Source organism: Pseudomonas sp. URIL14HWK12:I6 (assembly GCF_000514195.1).
GTDB classification, from domain to species: domain Bacteria; phylum Pseudomonadota; class Gammaproteobacteria; order Pseudomonadales; family Pseudomonadaceae; genus Aquipseudomonas; species Aquipseudomonas putida_A.
In genome coordinates, this window is the sequence record NZ_AZVL01000011.1 from 145,890 (window position 1) to 166,681 (window position 20,792).

Genomic DNA, 20,792 nt, shown 5'->3' on the forward strand with positions numbered 1-20,792 from the left:
GGAGCTCTTTAACAACTATTACTTACTGGCGACGGTTTCCGGCTGCCAGCCACCACCCAAGGCCTTGTAGATCGCGACGATGCCGCGATACAGATCAACTTCGGCCTGTGCCTGGCTGTCTTCGGCATTCAGGCGTTCGCGCTGAGCATCGAGCAGCACGAGGAAGTCGGTGGTGCCTTCGCGGTAGCGGATTTCCGCCAGATCGGCAGCCTTGCGGCTCGATTCACTCTGACGAATCAGCGAGATCAGCCGTTGCTGACGCTTGCCGTAATCGCTGAAGGCGTTTTCCGATTCTTCCAGCGCCAGCAACACCTGTTGCTCGTAGGTGGCGAGTGCGCCTTCGGCGTCGGCATCGGCGCCGCGCAGACGCGCGCGCACGCTGCCCAGATCGAACGCCGCCCAGGTGATGCTCGGGCCGAGTGCCCAGGCGTTGGCCGCCGAGGAGCCGATCTGCGAACCACGCCCGGCCGTCCAGCCTAGGAACCCGCTGAGGCTGACCCGTGGAAACAGATCAGCCTTCGCCACACCGATTCGCGCGGTGGCCGAGGCCAGTTTGCGTTCGGCGCTGAGGATGTCCGGCCGGCGTTGCAGCAGTTCACCTGGATCGCCGATCGGCAGGGCCTTGGCAATCGCCGGCAAGTCTTTCGGGCTCAGATCCACGGTCAGTTTGTCCGGACGTTCACCCAACAGAGTGGCGATGCGGTTTTTCTGCCGAACCTGTTCCGCCTGCAATTGCGGCACGCTGGCTTCGACCGAGGCCAGACGCGCATCGGCACGTTCGACGTCGAGCTGATCGCCCACGCCGGCGTCACGCAGGCTGATGGTGATCTTGCGCGACTCCTGCTGGTTTTCCAGGTTGGCCACGGCGATCTTCTCGCGCAATTGCGCACCGCGCAGTTGACCGTAGGCGTCCACCAGTTCGGCAATCATGGTGACTTGCAGTTGGTACAGATCGGCTTCGGCCGCCTGCTGGTCTGCGTCGCTGGCTTCCAGATTGCGCTGGATCCGGCCGAACAGGTCCAGTTCCCAGGCCATGTCCAGGCCCAGATCGTAGCGTTCGCTGTTGACCCGTTTGGTGGTCTGGCCGGGGATTTGCCCCTTGGCCAGATCACTGCTCGCACGGCTGGTGATGGTCGGCATCGCATCGTTGCTGACGTCGTCGCGGATCGCCCGGGCGGCTTTCCAGCGGGCGAACGCCACGCGCAGTTCACGGTTGCCTTGCAGCGATTGCGTCACCAACTGGTTGAGGGTCGGGTCGTCGAATTGCTGCCACCAGATGCCTTCGAATTTCGAACGGTCAAAGTTCTTCTGACCGGCAGCGCCGTCGGTGGCGGTCGTGATATTGGCCGCCTCCGTGGCTGGGGTCTTGTAGTCGGGGCCGACAGCGCAGGCGCTCAACGCCAGCACCAGCAGACTCGGCAGGAAGACTTTCAGACTCATTATTGCGCCTCCAGTGGCTTTTGAAGAACTTGCGCCTTGGCCGCTTTGCGGGCTTCGCCACGCTCGACGAAATTACGGATCAACACGTAGAACACTGGCGTCAGCAACAGACCGAAGAAGGTTACCCCGAGCATCCCGGAGAACACCGCCACACCCATCGCGTGACGCATCTCGGCACCGGCACCGCTGGAGAACACCAGTGGCACCACACCCATGATGAACGCGAAGGAGGTCATCAGGATCGGCCGCAGACGCAGGCGGCAGGCTTCCAGTACCGCAGCCAGCGGATCGAGACCTTCCAGCTGTTTATCCTTGGCGAATTCGACGATCAGAATCGCGTTCTTGCACGCCAGGCCCACCAGTACGATCAGGCCGATCTGGGTGAAGATGTTGTTGTCGCCGCCGGAGACAATCACCCCGGTGATGGCCGACAGCAGGGTCATCGGTACGATCAGGATCACCGCCAGTGGCAGGCTCCAGCTTTCGTACTGCGCCGCGAGCACCAGGAACGCCAGCAATACGCAGAGCGGGAACACGAACAGCGCGGTGTTACCGGACAAAATCTGCTGGTAGGTCAGGTCGGTCCACTCGTAGGTCATGCCGTTCGGCAATTCATCCTTGAGCAGTTTCTCGATGGCTTTTTCGGCCTGGCCGGAGCTGTAGCCGGGGGCTGCCGCACCGTTGATTTCCGCAGTGATGAAGCCGTTGTAGTGCATCACGCGATCCGGACCCGAGGTGTCGCTGACCTTGATGAAGGTCGCCAGCGGGATCATTTCGCCCTTGTTGTTGCGCACTTTCAGTTGACCGATCTGGTCGGATTCGAGGCGGAACTGTTGCTCAGCCTGAACGTTGACTTGATAGGTGCGTCCGAAACGGTTGAAGTCGTTGGCATACAGCGAACCCAGGTAAATCTGCAGGGTGTCGAAGATGTCGCTGACGGCCACGCCGTGGGTCTTGGCTTTTTCGCGGTCGATGGCGGCATCGACCTGGGGTACGTTCACGGTGTAGCTGGTGAACAGCCCCGCAAGCTCAGGCACGCTGTGGCTCTTGGTGATGATGTTCATCGTCTCTTTGTACAGCTCGTCGTAGCCCAGGTTGCCCCGGTCTTCGATTTGCAGGCGGAAACCGCCAATGGTGCCCAGACCTTGTACCGGCGGTGGCGGGAAGATCGCCATGTACGCTTCCTGAATGTTCGCGTACTGACCGTTCAAGGCTCCGGCGATCGCACCGGCGGACATGCTCGGGTCTTTACGTTCGTCGAACGGTTTCAGGGTCACGAACACGATGCCGGCGTTCGGGCTGTTGGTGAAGCCGTTGATCGACAGGCCCGGGAACGCTACGGCGCTTTCCACGCCCGGCTGTTTCAGCGCCAGGTCGGACATGCGCTTGATCACGTCTTCGGTGCGATCCAGGCTCGCGGCGTCCGGCAGTTGCGCGAAGGCCACCAGGTATTGCTTGTCCTGGCCAGGTACGAAACCGGTCGGTGTGCTGGAGAATCCGAAGAACGTCAGCACCATCAGGCCTGCATACAACAGCAGGGCGATGCCGCTGCCACGGATGACCCGGCGCACTGTACCGACGTAACCGTGACTGGCCTTTTCAAAGAAGCGGTTGAACGGACGGAACAACCAGCCACCAAAGATCTTGTCGAGCACTTTGGAGAAGCGGTCTTTCGGCGCGTCATGACTTTTCAGCAACACAGCGGCCAGCGCTGGCGACAGGGTCAGCGAGTTGAACGCGGAGATCACGGTGGAGATCGCAATGGTCAACGCAAACTGCTTGTAGAACTGCCCGGTGAGGCCGGAGATGAACGCCGCCGGAACAAACACCGCACACAGCACCAGCGCGGTTGCGATGATCGGGCCGGTCACTTCACCCATGGCCTTTTTGGTCGCATCGAACGGGTTGAGCCCCAGTTCAATATTACGCTCGACGTTCTCCACCACCACGATGGCGTCGTCGACCACGATACCGATCGCCAGTACCAGGCCGAACAGCGACAGGGCGTTGAGCGAGAAGCCGAACAGGTGCATGACAGCAAACGTACCGATCAACGATACCGGCACCGCCACCAATGGAATGATCGAGGCGCGCCAGGTCTGCAGGAACAGGATCACCACCAGCACCACGAGGATCAGCGCTTCGAAGAGGGTGTGAACCACCGCCTCGATCGAGCCGCGTACGAAGATCGTCGGGTCATAGACGATGCTGTAGTCCATGCCTTGCGGGAAGCCTTTCTTCAGCTCTTCCATCTTGCCGCGAACTTCGTTCGAGATATCGATGGCGTTGGAGCCTGGACGCTGGAAGATCGGGATCGCTACAGCGGGCTGGTTGTTCAGCAGCGAACGCAGGGCGTACTGGCTGGAACCGAGTTCAACGCGTGCGATGTCCTTGAGACGAGTGATTTCACCGTTGTCGCCGGAGCGAATGATGATGTTCTCGAACTCTTCTTCAGTAACCAGACGGCCCTGAGTGTTGACCGACAGCTGGAAGCTCTGGGCATTCGGGGCAGGGGGCGCACCGAGTTGACCGGCAGCGACCTGACGGTTCTGCTCACGGATCGCGGTCACCACGTCAGTGGCGGTCAGGTTGCGCGAAGCAGTCTTGTTCGGATCGAGCCAGACCCGCAGCGAGTAGTCGCCCATACCGAACAGCTGCACGTCACCGACGCCGCCCAGACGCGCCAGCTCATCCTTGATGTTGAGGATCGCGTAGTTGGACAGGTAGAGCATGTCGTAACGTTTGTCCGGCGAGGTCAAGTGCACAACCATGGTAAGGTCGGGCGAGGCCTTGTCGACGGTGATACCGATGCGCGTCACTTCTTCGGGAAGTTTCGGCTCGGTCCGGGTCACCCGGTTCTGCACCTGCACCTGCGCGTTGTCCAGGTCGGTGCCCAGGGCGAAGGTGATGGTCAGGGTGATCTTGCCGTCAGCGGTGGACTGCGAGGACATGTACAGCATGTTCTCGACGCCGGTGATGGCTTGCTCCAGCGGAGCGGCCACGGTTTCACCGATGACTTTGGGGTTGGCGCCCGGGAAGTTGGCACGCACCACCACGGTCGGTGGCACGACTTCCGGGTATTCGCTGATCGGCAGCTGGAACAGCGAGATCGCACCGGCGATCAGGATCAACAGCGAGAGCACCGCTGCGAAGATCGGCCGTGAAATGAAGAATTGGGAAAAATTCATCGGAGTTGTCGTCCCTTAACCGCGTGGGGTCGTAGCGGCCAGCTTCACAGCCGTACCCTGTGCACCTTTGGCGGGTGCGACTTTGGGCAGGTTGCTGGCTTCCAGCGCTTGACGTTGTTGAGCCAGAGCGGCAATGGTCTGCTCGCTGGCCATCGGGATCACTTCAGGCGTCACCGGCGAACCCGGACGCACCCGTTGCAGACCCTTGACGATGATCGTGTCGTCCTTGTTCAGACCTGTGCGCACAATGCGCAGGCCTTCGATCTTCGGCCCCAGTTCGACGGCGCGGTAAGCGGTCTTGTTGTCCGCATCCATCACCAGCACAAACTTCTTGCCGAGGTCGGTACCGACCGCTTCGTCGTTGATCAGCATGGCGTTGTAGGTGCCGCTGCCGACCAGTTTCAGACGTGCATACAGGCCAGGGGTGTAGGTGCCGTCGCTGTTGTCGAACACCGCACGACCACGGATGGTGCCGGTTTTCGGGTTGACCTGGTTGTCGACGAAGTTCATCTGACCGAGGTGCGGATTGCCGTCCTCATTGGACAGGCCCATGTACACCGGGGTGGTGGCGCCACGTTGGCCGTTACGGGCGAGTTGGGTGTATTTGAGGAACACACGCTCGTCGGCGTCGAAGTAGGCGTAGACCTTGTCGGTGGAGACCACGCTAGTCAGCGGGGTGGTGTCGGCAGTCACCAGGTTACCGGCGGTGATCTCGGCACGGCTGACGCGACCGCTGATGGGCGCGGTGACGCGGGTGAAGCTCAGGTTCAGCTTGGCCAGGTCCAGTTGCGCCTGCAGGGCGCCGACGGCGGCGCGGGCTTCCTGGGCAGCGCTGGTGCGCGAGTCGGCCAGCTCAGCGGAAATCGCGTTGCTCGCACGCAGACGTTCGCCACGCCCGGCTTCGTTTTCACTGCGAGTGGCATTGGCGCGGGCCTGGGCTACCAAGGCTTCGAGGCGGCGCACCTCAGCCTGGAAAGGACGCGGATCGATCTGGAACAGCAGGTCACCTTTCTTGACCAGCGCACCTTCGGTGAACGCCACCTCGTCGATCTGGCCAGAGACCCGAGGACGAATTTCAACAGTTTCCGGCGCTTCGAGGCGCCCGGTGAATTCGTCCCACTCGTTGACCGGTTGTTCCAGCACCTTGGCCACGCTGACTTTGGCAGCGGGCAGGGTGGCGGCAGTCTCCGGAGTCTTGCCGCAAGCGCTCATCACCAGCACGGCCAGCATGGCCAAGGGGAAGCGCAAATGTTTGAGTGACTGTTCCATGGAATCATCCGCCAATGTATTGAAGATGGGCGGATGATGCTCGGCAGGCTGTGATGGCACGAATCGAATGAAGCAAAGGTAACTATCATTCGGAATGATATAAGACCGATTCGAGCCCTCTAGCATGCACCTTTCGTTAGGGTGCTATCAATTGGTTTGATGACAAATGTTTGTTGCGTCGAGTGCAAAGGTCGCTTGGCCAAGTAAAAGCGGTATTCCATTTGAATAGTGGCTTTATGATGCTATTTTTCGCGAACTTTATTCTGTTTCATTGGCTCAAGGAGAAAGAGCACTCATGGTTGAGCATCAGTTGATCCTTTTCGGCCCGCCCGGCACCAGCAAGAGCCATCGGGCCCGGACAACAAAGGCCAGGGTTCTGGGCGTTAACAGTACCCAGATCGTTCCTGTGGCTTTCCACCCGGATTACAGTTATGGCGAGTTTGTCGCGCGGTTGATGCCAAGAACCCGGGAAAACCAGATCGAGTATCGCGTGCATGCCGGGCCATTACTGCGGGCGCTGGCACTGTCATACAGTCATCAGCCTCAGGAAGATAACGCTCAGGAAGCGCAGAACGTACTGCTGCTGGTCGATGAGATCAACCGTGGTAATTGCGCGGAAATTTTTGGCGATGTGTTTCAGTTGCTTGATCGTGATGACGAGGGTTGGTCCAGCTACGCGATCAGTGTTTCCGATCTGGTGATCGATGCCCTTGAGGCCGAGCTCGCGCTGCTTGGCCACATCAGCCCTTTTCCCGATCTGAATCGGCGACTGGCCGATGCGCTGAAGCAGCGTCAGTTATGCCTGCCACCTAACCTGTTCATGATTGGCACCATGAATACCAGCGACGAATCGGTGTTTTTCATGGATTCGGCGTTCAAGCGGCGCTGGCATTTCGAGTTTTGTGCGGAAGCGTTTAACGATGAGGTGCCGACCAGCCAGAGCAAGGCGTTGATGCCATCAACTCATCATTTGACCTGGGAGACATTCGTCACAGCGCTCAACCAGTTCATTCGTGATCGGTGCACAGCCCCGAGGCTCGATGACAAGCTGGTCGGGCCATGGTTTATCAAGGCCAGGCGGGAGCCTGACAAAACCCTGGCTGAAGTTTATCCGGGCGAATTGGCCAGACTCGTCGCCACTACCAGCATGATCGGAGATCCCGCCAGCGGTGTTAAACAAAGCAGGGCATTCGATGATGACCTGTTGGAATTGGCGACCAAAATGTCCAAAGCCAACCGCAAGCGACTGCTCGATGAGGGAGGGCATGAACCAGACGCCGAGCTCAAGTTCAAGCGAATCCGCTCTAATTCGGGCCACGCCAATCAATACTATTGCTCAAAGACCTCTCCCAAGAAGTTCAAGTCGGACACCAAGGGTCTCATTATCGAGGATTACCTGGAGCAGCTCGCCAAGTTCAAATTGCGCTTCGAAGTCCACCATATTCAGCGCGCCGATATCGTCGGCAAGTTGTTCCTGTATCTGTGGGACAACGTCTTTGATCGTGACCGAACCCCCCTGTGTTCGCTGCTTGAAATCGAACCGCGTGAGCTGCGCACCTTCGGTCAGTTTGCCAAACGCGCCGATGAATTCATTACTTGTCTGTGCCCGCCTCCTGATATTCACGAACTGCTGAGCGCCGCGTTTGCTGATGCCGCATTCAACTCGGAAGATGACGGACTGACGACATCCGGCGAGGCCTGATAATGCAGCTCGACGAAATCGAACGAGTAGAAAGCGACGGCGAGGTGGGACTGGTTCGTGAAGCGGATGGGCGTTACCTGTTGAAGGTGCCCTATGGCATGGGGGCAATGAGCGGTGCAGAAGCGTTGTCGCTGCTTTACCGGTGTTTCGTGGTATTTCGCCGGACACGACGCGAGCCTGAGGTGCTGACGGCCCGTGATGGCGTCGAGGCCCACGGCAAGGGCAAGGAGCGTGTTGGCGACGGACTTGCATTTCACGATGCGCTGGCGCTGGACGAGTTGTTCGACCGCGTCGACCCACGCAGTCTGCTTTCAATGTGTGAGCGTCGCGGTCGCAGTGTCGACGACCCCTATCGCCGTTTTGATCGACATCTGCATCGTGCGCTGTTTGATCAACGGGGCGCTGCTTACTTTGAGTCGGTCGCGCAGGATCGTCGGGTCGGTCAGTTTGGCAAGGCGGATATCGTAGGCCTCTATTGTTTTTTGGCAGTGGATTTCTATCGGGGTTTTCTGCAGGTAGATCCTCGATGTGCCTGGGGCAGCTTCGTGGGTGAAGGCGAAGCGCTGGCGCAAGACTTCCAGCATCGTTACCTCAGCGCTGAGGACTCGCTCTATTTTGGTAATGTCCAGTCGCGTCAGCGCAGCCTGAGCCATCTGCGGCACCTGCTGCAGAGTATCGACCGCTGTGCGGCCCCGCGCGACGCTCACTATTATCAGTTGCACGATGCTCTAGAGCGCTACCTGCATGCGGGTACACAAAGCGACCTGGACACGGGACTGATATGGGGCGTGGAGAAGTTCTGGGCTGTCTGGGAGTCAGTCTGTCTTTGTCATGGATTGAGCGAAGGCGAGGGAGGGTTGGAACGCTTCCAGACGTGCGACGACCAGCATCTGCCTCACGGGATAGCCAGCACGGCTATACAGTCTCGCTGGCAACAGCAGCGTCGAAAGATCTTTGCGCGCAACCACATCAAACGGCGCCCTGATCTGGTGAGGCAGGACGGTAAAAACTGGACGGTAGTGGATTTCAAATACTATGAGCGGGCGACTTTCCAGCGCCCCAAGTGGAGCAAGAATGCAGAAATCGCCAAGGAGGAACGGGACTTTCTGAATCTGGAAGCCTACGGGCTACTGCTGCATAACCATCTGGCCAAAGAGGGATTGAGCGAGCACAAGGTAGGACTGGAAATGTGGTTGCCGGGCGAGCGAGAGGCATGGTTCGAGTTCGTTGGCGAACCGGCATGGGATCCGCCTCTGCGAATGCGAACGCTGGTGACGACCGAGTTGATCAAGGCATATGCCGGTCGATACGAGTCCTCGGCAAGGCCCTGATTCCGTCACTGTGGGCGCTCTTGTTCTTTCGCCATGGCCGCACGCTACGCAGGTCTTTTGCTGCTTAATGAAACGGCAGATTGATTCATCAAGCCGACTGGACCAGATTAGTGTGGCCTGGCTCACTGATGGTACGTCCCCTGAACGTCGACACATTCGGCAATCGGTATCAAGACACCGACAGATGGGCACAGATCGCTTGCGTACATTCACGCACGATCATCGAAGAGTAATACGACGTTTAAATGAGTGATTCTACGGCGACAAACAACGGCAACTGGTACGCAGTCATTGCCTTGGCACTGGCTGCGTTCGTGTTCAACACCACCGAGTTCGTCCCGGTCGGTCTGTTGAGTTCGATTGGCAGCAGCTTCGACATGTCGACCGCGCAGGTCGGCCTCATGTTGACCATCTATGCGTGGGTGGTGTCTTTGACATCGCTGCCGATCATGCTGCTGACGCGCAACGTCGAGCGGCGGAAATTGCTGATTGTGCTGTTCGGGATGTTTATCGCCAGTCACATTCTGTCGAGTCTGGCGACCAGCTTCGGTGTACTGCTGGTGAGCCGGATCGGTGTGGCGTTGTCGCATGCGTTGTTCTGGTCGATCACCGCGTCTCTGGCCGTGCGCCTGGCACCGCCGGGCAAACAGGTTCAGGCCTTGGGCTTGCTGGCAACCGGTACTTCGCTGGCGATGGTGCTGGGGATTCCCCTCGGCCGCTTGCTGGGCGAGGCCATGGGCTGGCGCACCACGTTCATGGTGATTGCAGGCTTTGCCGCGGCGCTGGTGTTCTGCCTGGCGAAGGTACTGCCGCTGCTGCCCAGCCAGAACTCAGGCTCGCTCAAGAGTCTGCCGATATTGCTCAAGCGACCGGCGCTGGTGGCCGTCTATGTTCTGACGGCTCTGGTGGTGACGGCACAGTTCACCGCTTACAGCTACATCGAACCGTTCGTACTGACCGTGGCCAACATGAGCGGCGATGTGGTGACACTCCTGCTGTTGTTATTCGGCGGCGCCGGTATTTTCGGCTCTCTGCTGTTCAGTTACCTGCACAGCTATAACCCACAGCGCTTTCTGATCATCTGCGTATCGGTGCTCGCCTTGTGCCTGGCTTTGCTGTTGCCGTTGAGCGGCAACGTCTCCTACCTCGGCGTGCTGAGCGTGTTCTGGGGCATGGCGATCATGGGCTTCGGGCTGGCGTTACAGTCGAAAGTCCTGGTATTGGCGCCGGACGCCACCGACGTGGCGATGGCGCTGTTTTCCGGGATCTACAACATCGGTATCGGCGGCGGGGCACTGGTGGGCAGTTGGGTCGGCAGCCAGTTTGGTTTTGCTTACATCGGGGTGGTGGGCGGAATGCTGGCGGCTTCGGCGCTGGCGTTTTATTGTTTGTCGATTTGTCGCTATAGCCGGGCTGGGGCTTGAGTCGCTGACTGCCTGGTTAATGCGCAGGCAGCTCGAGGCTGTCCGGGTCGCCAAAAAACATTTTGACTTGGCTCTAGTACGGTGTTTTCAGGCAGAAAAATTTCAAATGTGCCCCCAATTTTGCCCCCGGTTGCATGTGATACACGAGCAATTGCGTATGCATGCCCTGGCGGTGATCCTGCGTGGGACTTGATGGCTTTCGGTGGCACCGCCTTTTTGAAATTGGATGGTTCGCCCACCTTGCAGATGTTCACTGGCTGCCAGCCCACCGGATATCTATTGATGCATCTCCGTCACGGACATGGTGAACACCAACTTGGATCTGCCGGCATTGGAATAGGAGTGAGGTACATCGGTTTTGGCCACTGCCGAATTCCCCGCAGGGATGACCAGCTCTGTTTCCCCTACCACGTATTTCAGCGTGCCTTTCTCCGCATGAAACAGCTCAAGCGTGCCCTGAGGATGCCCCTGTGAAGCGAAAGATTCGCCTGGATGCATTTGCCAGCGCCACAGCTCGATCATGTCAGGGCCGGACGTTCCCGCCAGGAGTCGCGCGGTCCCGCCCAGGTCCCCGGTCCAGAGCGTGGGGATGTCTTGCCTGTGGATGATATGGGCGGAGGGGGCTTCGGTCACATTGACGATGTCTGCAACGGAAAGGCCCAGCGCGGCGGCGATTTTGCACAAGATGCCGATACTGGGGTTCGCCGTACATTTCTCTATTTCGACGACCATGCCTTTGCTCACCCCTGAGCGGCGGGAAAGCTCATCCAACGTGATCTTCTGTGCTTTGCGCGCTCGTAGATGGCACCGAGCCTTTTGACACCATGAAAGAAGGGGCTCCTGCTATGGAGTATCCAGACGCCGGCGAGGTCGTCTGGCGCGATGACAAAGGCGTGACCTGCCGTCGTTGTAATTGGCGGCAAGGTGTCAGGACCCGTCTCGGTGCTGACGCGAAGTGCATGTGGTTCATTCTGGAAAGTTTGCCGGCGATGCCCCTTGAAGCCTTGATGGAAGCAGGGGACAAACTGATCGAAGGTTTGCAGTACATGATGCCTGGCGTCCAGATCGAAAGCTCGCTGATTGGGCCTGGGGCCAGATAGTTGGCAGGCCACGGCAAGGTGCGCAGATGCTCAACCGTGCGAGACATACGGGCGGTGCAGGCGCCAGCGTGTAGGAAGAGGAGGCCCTCCTGCCAGGGGACTCATTCAGTCCCCTGTAGGTTTAAACCCTATAGCCAACCCTTGACCTGTGCGCACACAGCCTGGGTGGAAAGACCGTAGCGATCATGCAACGTGGGAAGCGCACCCGCATCGAGAAACGCGTCCGGCAACGCTATTTGCCGGAACGTCGGGGTAACGCCATTGCGCAACAGCACGGTTGCCACCGCTTCGCCCAGTCCGCCAATGATGGAGTGGTTTTCGGCAGTCACTACCAGTCGCCCCGGCTTTCTGGCTTCAGCCAGAATGGTCTGCTCATCCAAAGGCTTGATGGTGGGCACGTGAAGCACCGCGACATCCACGCCATCGGCCTGTAGTTCCTTGGCTGCTTCCAGGGCTCGCATGGTCATCAAACCGGTGGAAATGATTAAAACCTCATTGCCCGTACGCAGGGTCTTGGCTTTGCCGATCTCGAATGTATAGCCATATTCGTCGAGCACCAGCGGTACGTTGCCGCGCAGTAACCGCATGTAGACCGGCCCTTGGTGCGCGGCAATCGCGGGCACGGCTTGTTCGATTTCCAGGGCATCGCAGGGGTCGACGATCATCAGGTTGGGCATGGCGCGGAAGATCGCCAGATCATCCGTTGCCTGGTGGCTGGGGCCGTACCCGGTGGTCAGGCCCGGCAGGCCACAGACGATTTTAACGTTAAGGTTTTCCTCGGCAATCGCCATGCAGATGAAGTCATAGGCCCGGCGCGACGCAAACACCGCGTAAGTGGTGGCGAAGGGCACGAACCCCTCCCGGGCCATGCCGGCTGCCGCGCTCATCAACAATTGCTCGGCCATGCCCATCTGGTAGAAACGCTCCGGGTGCGCCTTGGCAAAAATGTGCAGGTCGGTGTATTTGGACAAGTCAGCCGATAAACCCACGATGTCCTGGCGCTGGTCCGCGAGTGCGGCCAGTGCGTGACCGAATGGCGCTGGTTTTGTGGCCTGGCCTTCAGCGGCAATCGAGGCAATCATCGCCGAGGTGGTCAGCTTTTTCTTCGGCGCTGCGGGTGCCTGAACGTTAGTCTTGTGTGCGTTGCTCATACGGTTTTGCCTTCTTCGAGGTTGTTCAGGGCCACATCCCATTCATGCTCGTCGACGCGGATGAAGTGAGTCTTTTCGCGGGTTTCCAGGAACGGCACGCCTTTGCCCATTTTGGTATCGCAGATGATGACGCGCGGTTGTGCGCCGGGATGGCTGCGGGCCGTGTCGAACGCCTTGACCAAGGCGTCCAGGTCGTTACCGTCTACCCGCTGGGTGAACCAGCCAAAGGCTTGCCATCGGTCAACGATGGGTTCAAATGCCAGCACTTCACTGGAATGCCCGTCGGCTTGCTGGTTATTCACGTCGACAATGGCGATCAGGTTGTCGAGTTTCCAGTGCGAAGCGGACATGACCGCTTCCCAGGTGGATCCCTCATTCAGCTCGCCGTCCGACAGCAGGTTGTAGACGAATGAGGCGGACTGTTTGCGCTTCAAGCCCAGGCAGGCACCCACTGCGATGCCCAGCCCCTGGCCCAGCGAGCCACCGGTGATCTCCATGCCGGGGGTGTAGGCGGCCATGCCGGACATGGGCAGGCGGCTGTTATCCGAACCGTAGGTTTCAAGCTCATCCAGTGGGATGATTTGCGCTTCAATCAGCGCCGCATAAAGGGCGATCGCGTAGTGGCCGATGGAAAGGTAAAAGCGATCACGCTGTTCCCATTCGGGGGCTTCGGGCTTGTAGTTCAAGGCGTGGAAGTACGACACGGCCAGCAAGTCTGCCGCGCCCAGCGCCTGGCCGACATAGCCCTGGCCCTGGACTTGGCCCATGCGCAAGGCATGGCGGCGAATGTTATGGGCGCGCTGCACCAGCGTGGTGGAGGACGCGCGAGATAAAGTGGCAGTCATGGAAATTCTCCGTTAACTCAACGATTGACCGAAGCGGCAGGAATGCGCAGCACCAGGCAGGCGCCGATGCACAGCACACCGGTAATCAGGTACATGCCGATGGCGCTCGAACCGGTCGTGGTGGTGATCCAACCAATCAGGTAGGGCGAGCAGAAACCCGCCAGATTGGCAAAGCTGTTGATTCCAGCGATCCCGGCAGCGGCGGAGACGCCACCGAGCAAGGTGGTCGGCAGCATCCAGAACAGTGACGACGCCGACAGCACGCCTGCTGCTGCAAGGCACAGGCACAACACCGACAGCATCAGGTGGGTGCCGAACACCGCCGCCAACGTGAGGCCCAGCGCACCGGCAATCATCGGCGCCACCAGATGCCATCGGCGCTCCTGGTGCTTGTCGCCGCTGCGCCCCATCAGCACCATCGCGGCGATGGCGCACAGGTAGGGAAGGCTGGTGAGCAAGCCGATGTGCATCGGATCGGCAACACCGGCATTACGGATAAGGGTCGGCAGCCAGAATGTGATCGCGTACTGGCCCATGACCACGCAAAAGTAGATGCAGGCGAGAATCCACAGGCGGCGGTCGCGCAGGAATGCGCCGACCGATGCATGGGTGACTTTACGGCTGTTGTCCTCGGCCAGTTCTTTGCTGACCAGCGCTTTTTCTTCATCGGTGAGCCAGGTCGCCTGGTGCACACCGTCCTTGAGGTAAGCCAGCACCATCAGGCCAACGATGACGGTCGGAATGGCTTCGAGCACGAACATCCACTGCCAGCCCGCCCAGCCATGCACGCCGGCGAACTGGGTCATGATGTAGCCTGAGAGCGGCCCGCCGATCATGCCGGAGAGCGGGATGGCGATGAACCACAGCACGGTCATTTTGGCGCGTCGGTAGGAGGGGAACCAGTAGGTGAGGTAGAGCAGCAGGCCCGGTGCGAGCCCGGCTTCGGCGATACCGAGCAGGAAGCGCAGCGCATAGAACTGCCAGGCGGTTTCCACGAAGGCGAAGAGGGCGGAAATAATGCCCCACGAAATCATAATGCGCGCGATCCAGCGCCGGGCACCGACTTTGTGGAGGATGAGGTTGCTCGGCACTTCGCAGAGGAAATAACCAAGAAAGAACATGCCCGCGCCGAGCCCGTACACGGTTTCGCTCAGGGACAGGTCATTCATCATCTGCAGCTTTGCAAACCCGACATTTACCCGGTCCAGGTAGGCGCACAGGTAGCACAGCATCAGGAAAGGCATCAATCGCCAGGCAGTTTTGCGATACGCGCTTGCGCGCACTGTGGACACAGTGTCGAGCGTCATGGTGGTCATCATGATGGTCTGATCTCTTGTTTTTATAGAACGCCGGGCTTGAAGCCCGACGTATCTTCGATCCAGAACTTAATGGACAGCGGGTGCTGACACCTGTGGTCAGTGGATCAACATGCCGCCGTTAACATCCAGGGTGATGCCGGTGAGGTAAGAGGACAAGTCGCTGGCAAGAAACAGTGCCGCATTGGCAACATCCTGCGCTGCACCAAGCCGACCCAGCGGGATGCTTTCGATGATTGCGTGGCGGCGCTCATCCTGCATCAGGCCCCCTGTGATGTCGGTATGGATCAAGCCTGGCGCAATGGCGTTGACGCGAATGTTGTCCGCGCCGAATTCGCGGGCCATGGCTTTGCCCAGTCCGAGCACGCCGGCCTTGGCGGCGCTGTAGTGCGGGCCGCCGAAAATCCCGCCGCCGCGCTGGGCCGATACGGATGACATGCAGACGATGCTGCCCGAAGCCTGAGCGCGCATCACCGGAATCACCGCCTGGGACATCAACAGCGTGCCGCGCAGGCTGACATCCAGGACCTGGTCGTAATCGCTCGGGCGAATGTCCAGGGTCTTGATGGGCTGGGTGATGCCGGCATTGTTGACGAGTATGTCGATACGGCCGTAGTGCTCCACCACCTTGGCGACCGCTGCCTGGACTTGTTGCTCATCGGCCACGTTAGCAGCCAGGCCCAGGTGGCCTTCGCCGAGGGTGGCCGCGGCGTCACGGGCGGCGGACTCGTCAAGATCCAGGATTACAACGCGGGCGCCGTGTTGGGCGAAGGTGAGCGCGGTTGCGCGGCCGATGCCTCGTGCGGATGCGGCGCCAGTAATAATCGCGACTTTGCCTTGAAGAAGCATGAGGGATACCTCTGATTGTTTTTATGGTTCGATCCAGCGATCGATGGCTCAGAGTGGTCCCCGTCGACAGGCCGAGCAATAACGCAAACGTCACTGCCACATGAATAAAATTCAGCACTCGTCAATGCGAACCGCAAATGCTTGAATGGCACGATCCGCCCGCGACCCAAAAACAATAGGCTTAATACCGATGCGCCAGAACGATATGCCCACCTCCAATCTGCCACCGCTGAGAGCCATTCAGGCCTTCGAGCAGACAGCCCGTTTTGGCAACTTGGCAAGGGCCGCCGAAGTGCTCGACCTCACACCGTCAGCGATCAGCCATCAACTGGCCAAGCTGGAGGTGATGATTGGTCGACAGTTGTTTGTGCGGGCAGCGCGTGGGGTGACCCTGACGCCAGTGGGTGAGCAGTACTTGAAGGATATTTCCGGTCTGTTGCAGAGCCTTGAGGTCGCCACCGAGCGCGCCGCGAGTGACGTCAGCCTGGATTGCCTGCGGCTGCATTCGGCCCCCAGCTTTGGCTTACTCTGGCTGATGCCGCGGTTGGAGTCGTTTCGCTTGAGCAATCCGGACATCCAGATCAATTTGTCGTGTTCCTATGAGTCGCTGCACTTCAGCCAGGACAAGATCGATGTGGATATTCGTCACGGCCGGCCTAATTGGCCCAGCTATGAAGTACGCACCGTGCGCAACGAAAGTTTCGCGGTGCTGGCGTCGCCCAAGCTGATAGCGCGCTGCGCGGTAAAAAACGCACCAGATCTCCTGGCGCAAGAGCTGATCCTTTCCGAAGCAACCTTGCTCAGGTGGCCTGAGTGGTTCGCCCAGCATGGCCTGGCGCGCCCCGAAAAGCCCTATGCCTTGAGTTTCGACCGGTCCTACATGAGCCTGGAAGCCGCGAGCCACGGCCTGGGGTTCGCGCTTGAAAGCACGCTGCTGGCGCAAAAATACCTCGCCAACGGTTCGCTGGTTGAAGTCGCCCCCGAAGCCTTGAGCTCTGCGGTCGCCGCCCACCATTTAGTGTTCCCGAAGGCTCACTCCAGTTTTCCCAGGGTCAGGCGGTTCTTGGGTTGGATGGAGGTGGAGTTAGGGCATAGTTTCGTGTTCTAGCACTGTGGTTTTCCAAAGGGAACTACCGTTATTTGTCCAACGACTATCCTGGGCAGGGCGGTTTAGAAGACGTTAGAGAGTACAAGAAAAAAACCAATGGCTAGCAGCAACGCGCCCGCGACTCGGTTAATCCAGACGCCAATGCGTGGACTGCTACCTAACTTAAGGCCAATCTGTCGTCCACAGAGCGCAAGGGGCAGCTCTACTAAAATCATGACCACTACCAGGACGACACCAAGATAAAGCATCGAAAGTGCTTTATGACTTGCGTGCTGCGGAATGAATTGCGGCATGAATGAGATGGTGAACATCATCGCCTTCGGGTTGAGCAAGTTGGTCATCAACCCGCGTCGGTAGATGGGCCAGAAACTTGCCCTGACTCCGCCTTGGACCTGTGTCACCGATTGACGGGAGCGGAGCAGGCCCACACCCAGCCAGGAGAGGTATGCTGCTCCTGCTATTACCAACAGGCCATACAACATTGGAGACGCGGCGATCAGGGCCGCCACACCCGCTATCGCCAGAAGCACATAACAAAACGCGCCACTCGCCACGCCAAGAATCGCAGCAATTCCCCCGCGGGCACCATTACTGATCGAATTAGATAGGATGTAGATCATGTCCGCCCCGGGCGTGATCATTAGAATCGCCACTGACGTAGTAAATAGAACCAAGGTCGCGAAAGAAATATCCATGGGGAGTTCCAGATCAATCAGAGGTGAATGATGAGGAACTCTTCTACATAGCGTATAGAATCGGATTACTCATCGAATCGCGGTGGTGCAGGCAAGCCAAAGATTGCAGTGAAGAGTCGACAAAGTTGGTGTTTACGGACCCCTCGTCTAAAGCAGCCTGTTGTTTACAAACTCACCGGTCATTTATACAGACTGCGCATTCTCGGCCCAGCGTGCTGCGAAATCCGTCGAGCGAATTGCCGGATCGCACTCAATTATGTCGAGGCTTACAAGCCTGTGGGCAACAAAAGGATCCTCGTTCATTATTTTCTGAATGTCTGACAACTGATGGGCGTGGGCAAGAATGAATCCGCCACTCTTATCCATGAGAGGGCCGGCGAAAAGCACATTTGCCGATCCGATGTATTTGATCAGCCAGCCCTTGTGCGCATCCAGATGCTCCCGAATCTGTTCGGTAGAACTTATGTATGTCAACTTTATGGCGTAAAGCATCAGTTAATCTCCTGGCTTTAATGGTTGTTAATGGGCTGCTGACAAGTGTGCCACTGCCGACGTAATGGAGTTTTTGGCCAGCGTTACGCCTTTATCGCGAACCTGCTCGCCTTTAGAGGCGCCTTCGGCACGAACGAATTCGATATCGTCAATTCCCAGAAAGCCAAAAAACGCTTTCAGGTAACTTTCCTGAAAGTCCATGTTCTGAAAAGGGCCTTCATCGTAAAAACCTCCACGCGCCGATGCCACGAAGACGCGCTTCCCGCTGCATAAGCCAACAGGACCGCGTTCGGTATATTTGAACGTGCGCCCCACTTGCGCGACTCTGTCTAACCAAGCCTTCAACTGAGTCGAAACGCTGAAGTTGTACATCGGCGCACCGATTACGAGCACTTCGCTCGCGAGAAACTCGGTCACCAGCCTTTCCGAGAGTTGATGCTCCAATAAAATATCCGCCGAAAAATCACTGTTCCCCGTTTGCCGAAACCCTGCGGCAATTGAGCCACTCAGGTGTCTCACTTCTTGATCGGCGAGGTCGCGGCGCTTCACGTGGGCATCAGGATTACTGGCTTGAATGTGCGCAACGATGGAGGCGGTAAGATCCCGGGTAATGGAATCTTTGCCCATGATGCTGGAGTCAATATGGAGCAATTTCATTCTTGATTTCCTCGGGAGTGGAAAAGCGTTGTTATAAACGTTGTTTTTGGGCGCAGGCTCATCTTTCCGATTCGCTGGCAGCACGGTCGATGAATTTGGCTACCGCATCGGGCTGAGAAATCAATGACAGGTGGCTGGATCGAATAGACAAGGTCCTCGCGCCAATCTGGCGTGCAATGGTTTGCTGCACCGGGTAGGGAAGTGCCTGGTCATAGGTTGTTTGCAAGTACCAACTTGGCTTGTCGTGCCATGCTGCATGCTTGACCTTTGCGGCGAAACAGACGGCGGCAATGGGCTGCTGCACTGATGACAGAAACTGTGCGTTTGACATCGACAGGTCTGCGCCCATCACGTGATGAAATTGCGCTGGATCATCCAGCCAAAGCAGCCCATCCGCATCCGGGCTGAGGCCAGTCATTGGCGCCTTCAACCGCGCTAAGAGATCCGCCGCGGACTCACCACTGTCGGGCACGAGCGCGGATAGATAGACCAGGCCTTTTACATTGCTGGCGTTGCCAGCCTGTGTTATCACCGCGCCAGCCCACGAGTGTCCCACCAGCAGTACATCGCCCTTTTGCCTGCGCAGAACGCGCTCCGTGGCGATTACGTCATCACTCAATGAAGTCAATGGATTCTGAACGGCGGTGACGTGATAGCCCATTGCAGTCAATCGCTCCATCACTGCCGACCAACTCGAGCCATCTGCGAAAGCACCATGTACCAGCACGATATTAGGCACTGGGTGTGCGGTTGTTGCCGCCATGGCGGGGCATCCAGATATCAGCAAGAACGCTCCCACTGTGAAGGTGAGTCGACCTGACCACCTTAGAAAGGCCCACAAACGTTCTTTTGCGCAGTGAACATTTAGGTGCAATAGCTTTTTCATGCAGGCCGTCTCTACAGTTTGTGCTGCAAGTCTAGGGAGACTCTGCTAAAACCGTGAGGGCTCGGATCGGCCATATTTCATGCAAAACTCGCCATCTTGATCTTTAAACAGGGAATTACCATGCGCATTGCCATCGTTGCTTTAGAGGGCAGCTTGATGTCTGCGATTACCGGGCTGGCTGATTTGTTCTGGATGACCAATCAGGCGTTGAGGTCTCCACCGGCGGGGCTGCCATCTGCCTTAAAGACCCACGTCTGCGACGAGTTTGAGACGATCATAGTCAGTGCCGATGGCAACGCAGTGCGAGACCCGCAAGGGCGGGTGATCCCCGTTGATGCAACATTTGAAAATGTCGGGCCTTGCGACGCTGTACTTGTTACCGGGATGGCACTCGGGGCTGATCGGCTGCCACCTGGCTCTGAATCCCTCACGCGAGCTGCGCAGTGGATTAAAGCAAATCACCGACAGGGAGCACTGGTGGGTGCGGCTTGTGCCGGCACATTTGTGCTGGGCGAAGCAGGCCTGTTGAACCGTCGGCGTTGTACTACAACGTGGTGGCTCCACCATGTTTTCAAACAGCGATTTCCCAAGGCGCTGGTTGCATGGGGTTCCGCAGTAGAGTCCCAGGATCGCATCGTGACTACCGGCGGGCCTTTGTCGTGGATTGATTTGGCGCTTTATGTGATCAGGAGCCTGGCAGGAGCGGATGTAGCGAAATTAACGGCTGATATTTCTGTGACCGATAGTTTGCCATTGCCCCAGTCCGTCTACGCGCCCCGAGGATTCATTAACAATGCCGATCCACTGCTGCTGGAAACGGAGCAAATCATTCGACACGGAACTCCTGGCCTGACCGCTGCGGGGCTGGCCAAGGCGTTGAATGTCAGCGAGCGAACTTTACACAGACGCTTCAAGAACCTCACAAATGAATCGCCTAAAGAACTCATAACCCGCGTGAGAATAGAGACGGCCTGTGTACTGCTACAGATACCAGGGGCCAGCGTTAAACAGGTCGCCCTTAATTGTGGCTATAACGAGGAGACGTCATTTCGTCGTTCGTTTATACAACTGACGGGGATGACTCCCGCAGATTATAAACGTTGGTCGAAAGGGCGCGCTTTGGTCGATATCGAAGCTGAGAGCTGAATGGTCTATAAGAGGCGGCCTTTTCTTTAATTTATGTCAATACGCACCTCAATATAAAAGCTTGTGGCGGTTGAAGCGTGAACCGAGGCCACAATTTGGCTTGGGCCGGATTGATTTCGAGAAAAGGATTTTTGCGGCTCGGACTGGGGGCATCCTTCTCAAAGCACCCAAACGTGTCCTCAGCTGTGCCCCC

The 20,792-nt window shown here is 58.1% G+C and carries 17 protein-coding genes and 1 pseudogene; 6 read left to right on the forward strand and 12 right to left on the reverse strand.

What is annotated here, in order from left to right; all coding sequences use genetic code 11:
- Window positions 1-18 precede the first annotated feature (18 nt).
- From H043_RS0116385 to mexE, 3 genes are read right to left on the reverse strand one after another with little or no spacing between them, the layout of a single operon-like run.
- Complete coding sequence (locus H043_RS0116385) at window positions 19-1,440, reverse strand: efflux transporter outer membrane subunit (RefSeq protein ID WP_027612754.1); 1,422 nt, start codon at window positions 1,438-1,440, stop codon at window positions 19-21.
- Window positions 1,440-4,628 (reverse strand): efflux RND transporter permease subunit, encoded by a 3,189-nt coding sequence (locus H043_RS0116390; RefSeq protein ID WP_027612755.1) that lies wholly within the window; start codon window positions 4,626-4,628, stop codon window positions 1,440-1,442. The genes H043_RS0116385 and H043_RS0116390 overlap by 1 nt, the downstream gene beginning before the upstream one ends.
- A 15-nt stretch (window positions 4,629-4,643) precedes the next feature.
- Window positions 4,644-5,897, reverse strand: coding sequence for a multidrug efflux RND transporter periplasmic adaptor subunit MexE (gene mexE, locus H043_RS0116395; protein WP_027612756.1), 1,254 nt, complete (start codon window positions 5,895-5,897; stop codon window positions 4,644-4,646).
- Window positions 5,898-6,192: 295 nt separating this feature from the next.
- Here mexE and H043_RS29165 point away from each other — a divergent pair, with 295 nt between their 5' ends.
- The 3 genes from H043_RS29165 (at window position 6,193) to H043_RS0116410 (ending at window position 10,354) form a co-directional block, all read left to right on the forward strand.
- Window positions 6,193-7,599 (forward strand): McrB family protein, encoded by a 1,407-nt coding sequence (locus H043_RS29165; RefSeq protein ID WP_049827894.1) that lies wholly within the window; start codon window positions 6,193-6,195, stop codon window positions 7,597-7,599.
- A 2-nt stretch (window positions 7,600-7,601) separates the two neighbouring features.
- Window positions 7,602-8,930 carry a hypothetical protein gene (locus tag H043_RS0116405; RefSeq protein ID WP_027612757.1) on the forward strand — a complete coding sequence of 443 codons (1,329 nt, stop codon included), beginning with the start codon at window positions 7,602-7,604 and terminating at the stop codon, window positions 8,928-8,930.
- Between the two features lie 245 nt (window positions 8,931-9,175).
- Complete coding sequence (locus H043_RS0116410; RefSeq protein ID WP_027612758.1) at window positions 9,176-10,354, forward strand: sugar transporter; 1,179 nt, start codon at window positions 9,176-9,178, stop codon at window positions 10,352-10,354.
- Between the two features lie 276 nt (window positions 10,355-10,630).
- On the opposite strand, the gene H043_RS29170 is transcribed toward H043_RS0116410, so the two are convergent.
- Window positions 10,631-11,131, reverse strand: a complete 501-nt coding sequence (locus H043_RS29170) for a helix-turn-helix domain-containing protein (RefSeq protein WP_256214264.1) — start codon at window positions 11,129-11,131, stop codon at window positions 10,631-10,633.
- A 23-nt stretch (window positions 11,132-11,154) separates the two neighbouring features.
- Between H043_RS29170 and H043_RS29175 the strand changes: the two are divergent.
- Window positions 11,155-11,454, forward strand: a pseudogene (locus tag H043_RS29175) (hypothetical protein); the annotation flags it as partial.
- 128 nt (window positions 11,455-11,582) lie between these two features.
- Here the strand turns inward: H043_RS29175 and H043_RS0116425 are convergent.
- The 4 genes from H043_RS0116425 to H043_RS0116440 all read right to left on the reverse strand — a co-directional run bounded on the left by H043_RS0116425 (window position 11,583) and on the right by H043_RS0116440 (window position 15,615).
- Window positions 11,583-12,605: a transketolase family protein gene (locus tag H043_RS0116425; RefSeq protein WP_027612759.1), complete on the reverse strand. Its 1,023-nt coding sequence runs from the start codon at window positions 12,603-12,605 to the stop codon at window positions 11,583-11,585.
- Window positions 12,602-13,450 carry a transketolase gene (locus tag H043_RS0116430; RefSeq protein WP_027612760.1) on the reverse strand — a complete coding sequence of 283 codons (849 nt, stop codon included), beginning with the start codon at window positions 13,448-13,450 and terminating at the stop codon, window positions 12,602-12,604. Before H043_RS0116430 ends, H043_RS0116425 begins: the two co-directional genes overlap by 4 nt.
- Window positions 13,451-13,467: 17 nt before the next feature.
- Window positions 13,468-14,766 carry an MFS transporter gene (locus H043_RS0116435; RefSeq protein WP_256214265.1) on the reverse strand — a complete coding sequence of 433 codons (1,299 nt, stop codon included), beginning with the start codon at window positions 14,764-14,766 and terminating at the stop codon, window positions 13,468-13,470.
- 99 nt (window positions 14,767-14,865) lie between these two features.
- The gene (locus H043_RS0116440) at window positions 14,866-15,615 is read right to left on the reverse strand and encodes an SDR family NAD(P)-dependent oxidoreductase (protein ID WP_027612762.1); all 750 of its coding nucleotides are present in this window, start codon (window positions 15,613-15,615) and stop codon (window positions 14,866-14,868) included.
- 190 nt (window positions 15,616-15,805) lie between these two features.
- Here H043_RS0116440 and H043_RS0116445 point away from each other — a divergent pair, with 190 nt between their 5' ends.
- A complete protein-coding gene (locus H043_RS0116445; RefSeq protein ID WP_027612763.1) occupies window positions 15,806-16,723 on the forward strand; it encodes a LysR substrate-binding domain-containing protein in 918 nt (305 codons plus the stop codon).
- A gap of 62 nt (window positions 16,724-16,785) precedes the next feature.
- On the opposite strand, the gene H043_RS0116450 is transcribed toward H043_RS0116445, so the two are convergent.
- The 4 genes from H043_RS0116450 to H043_RS0116465 all read right to left on the reverse strand — a co-directional run bounded on the left by H043_RS0116450 (window position 16,786) and on the right by H043_RS0116465 (window position 19,330).
- On the reverse strand, window positions 16,786-17,418 hold the full coding sequence (locus H043_RS0116450; RefSeq protein WP_027612764.1) for a LysE family translocator: 633 nt from the start codon (window positions 17,416-17,418) through the stop codon (window positions 16,786-16,788).
- A gap of 183 nt (window positions 17,419-17,601) precedes the next feature.
- Window positions 17,602-17,910 (reverse strand): YciI family protein, encoded by a 309-nt coding sequence (locus tag H043_RS0116455; protein ID WP_027612765.1) that lies wholly within the window; start codon window positions 17,908-17,910, stop codon window positions 17,602-17,604.
- A gap of 27 nt (window positions 17,911-17,937) precedes the next feature.
- The gene (locus tag H043_RS0116460) at window positions 17,938-18,567 is read right to left on the reverse strand and encodes an FMN-dependent NADH-azoreductase (protein ID WP_027612766.1); all 630 of its coding nucleotides are present in this window, start codon (window positions 18,565-18,567) and stop codon (window positions 17,938-17,940) included.
- A gap of 58 nt (window positions 18,568-18,625) precedes the next feature.
- Window positions 18,626-19,330, reverse strand: a complete 705-nt coding sequence (locus H043_RS0116465) for an alpha/beta fold hydrolase (protein ID WP_256214256.1) — start codon at window positions 19,328-19,330, stop codon at window positions 18,626-18,628.
- Window positions 19,331-19,573: 243 nt separating this feature from the next.
- Between H043_RS0116465 and H043_RS0116470 the strand changes: the two genes are divergently transcribed.
- On the forward strand, window positions 19,574-20,599 hold the full coding sequence (locus H043_RS0116470; RefSeq protein ID WP_027612768.1) for a GlxA family transcriptional regulator: 1,026 nt from the start codon (window positions 19,574-19,576) through the stop codon (window positions 20,597-20,599).
- Window positions 20,600-20,792: the final 193 nt, after the last annotated feature.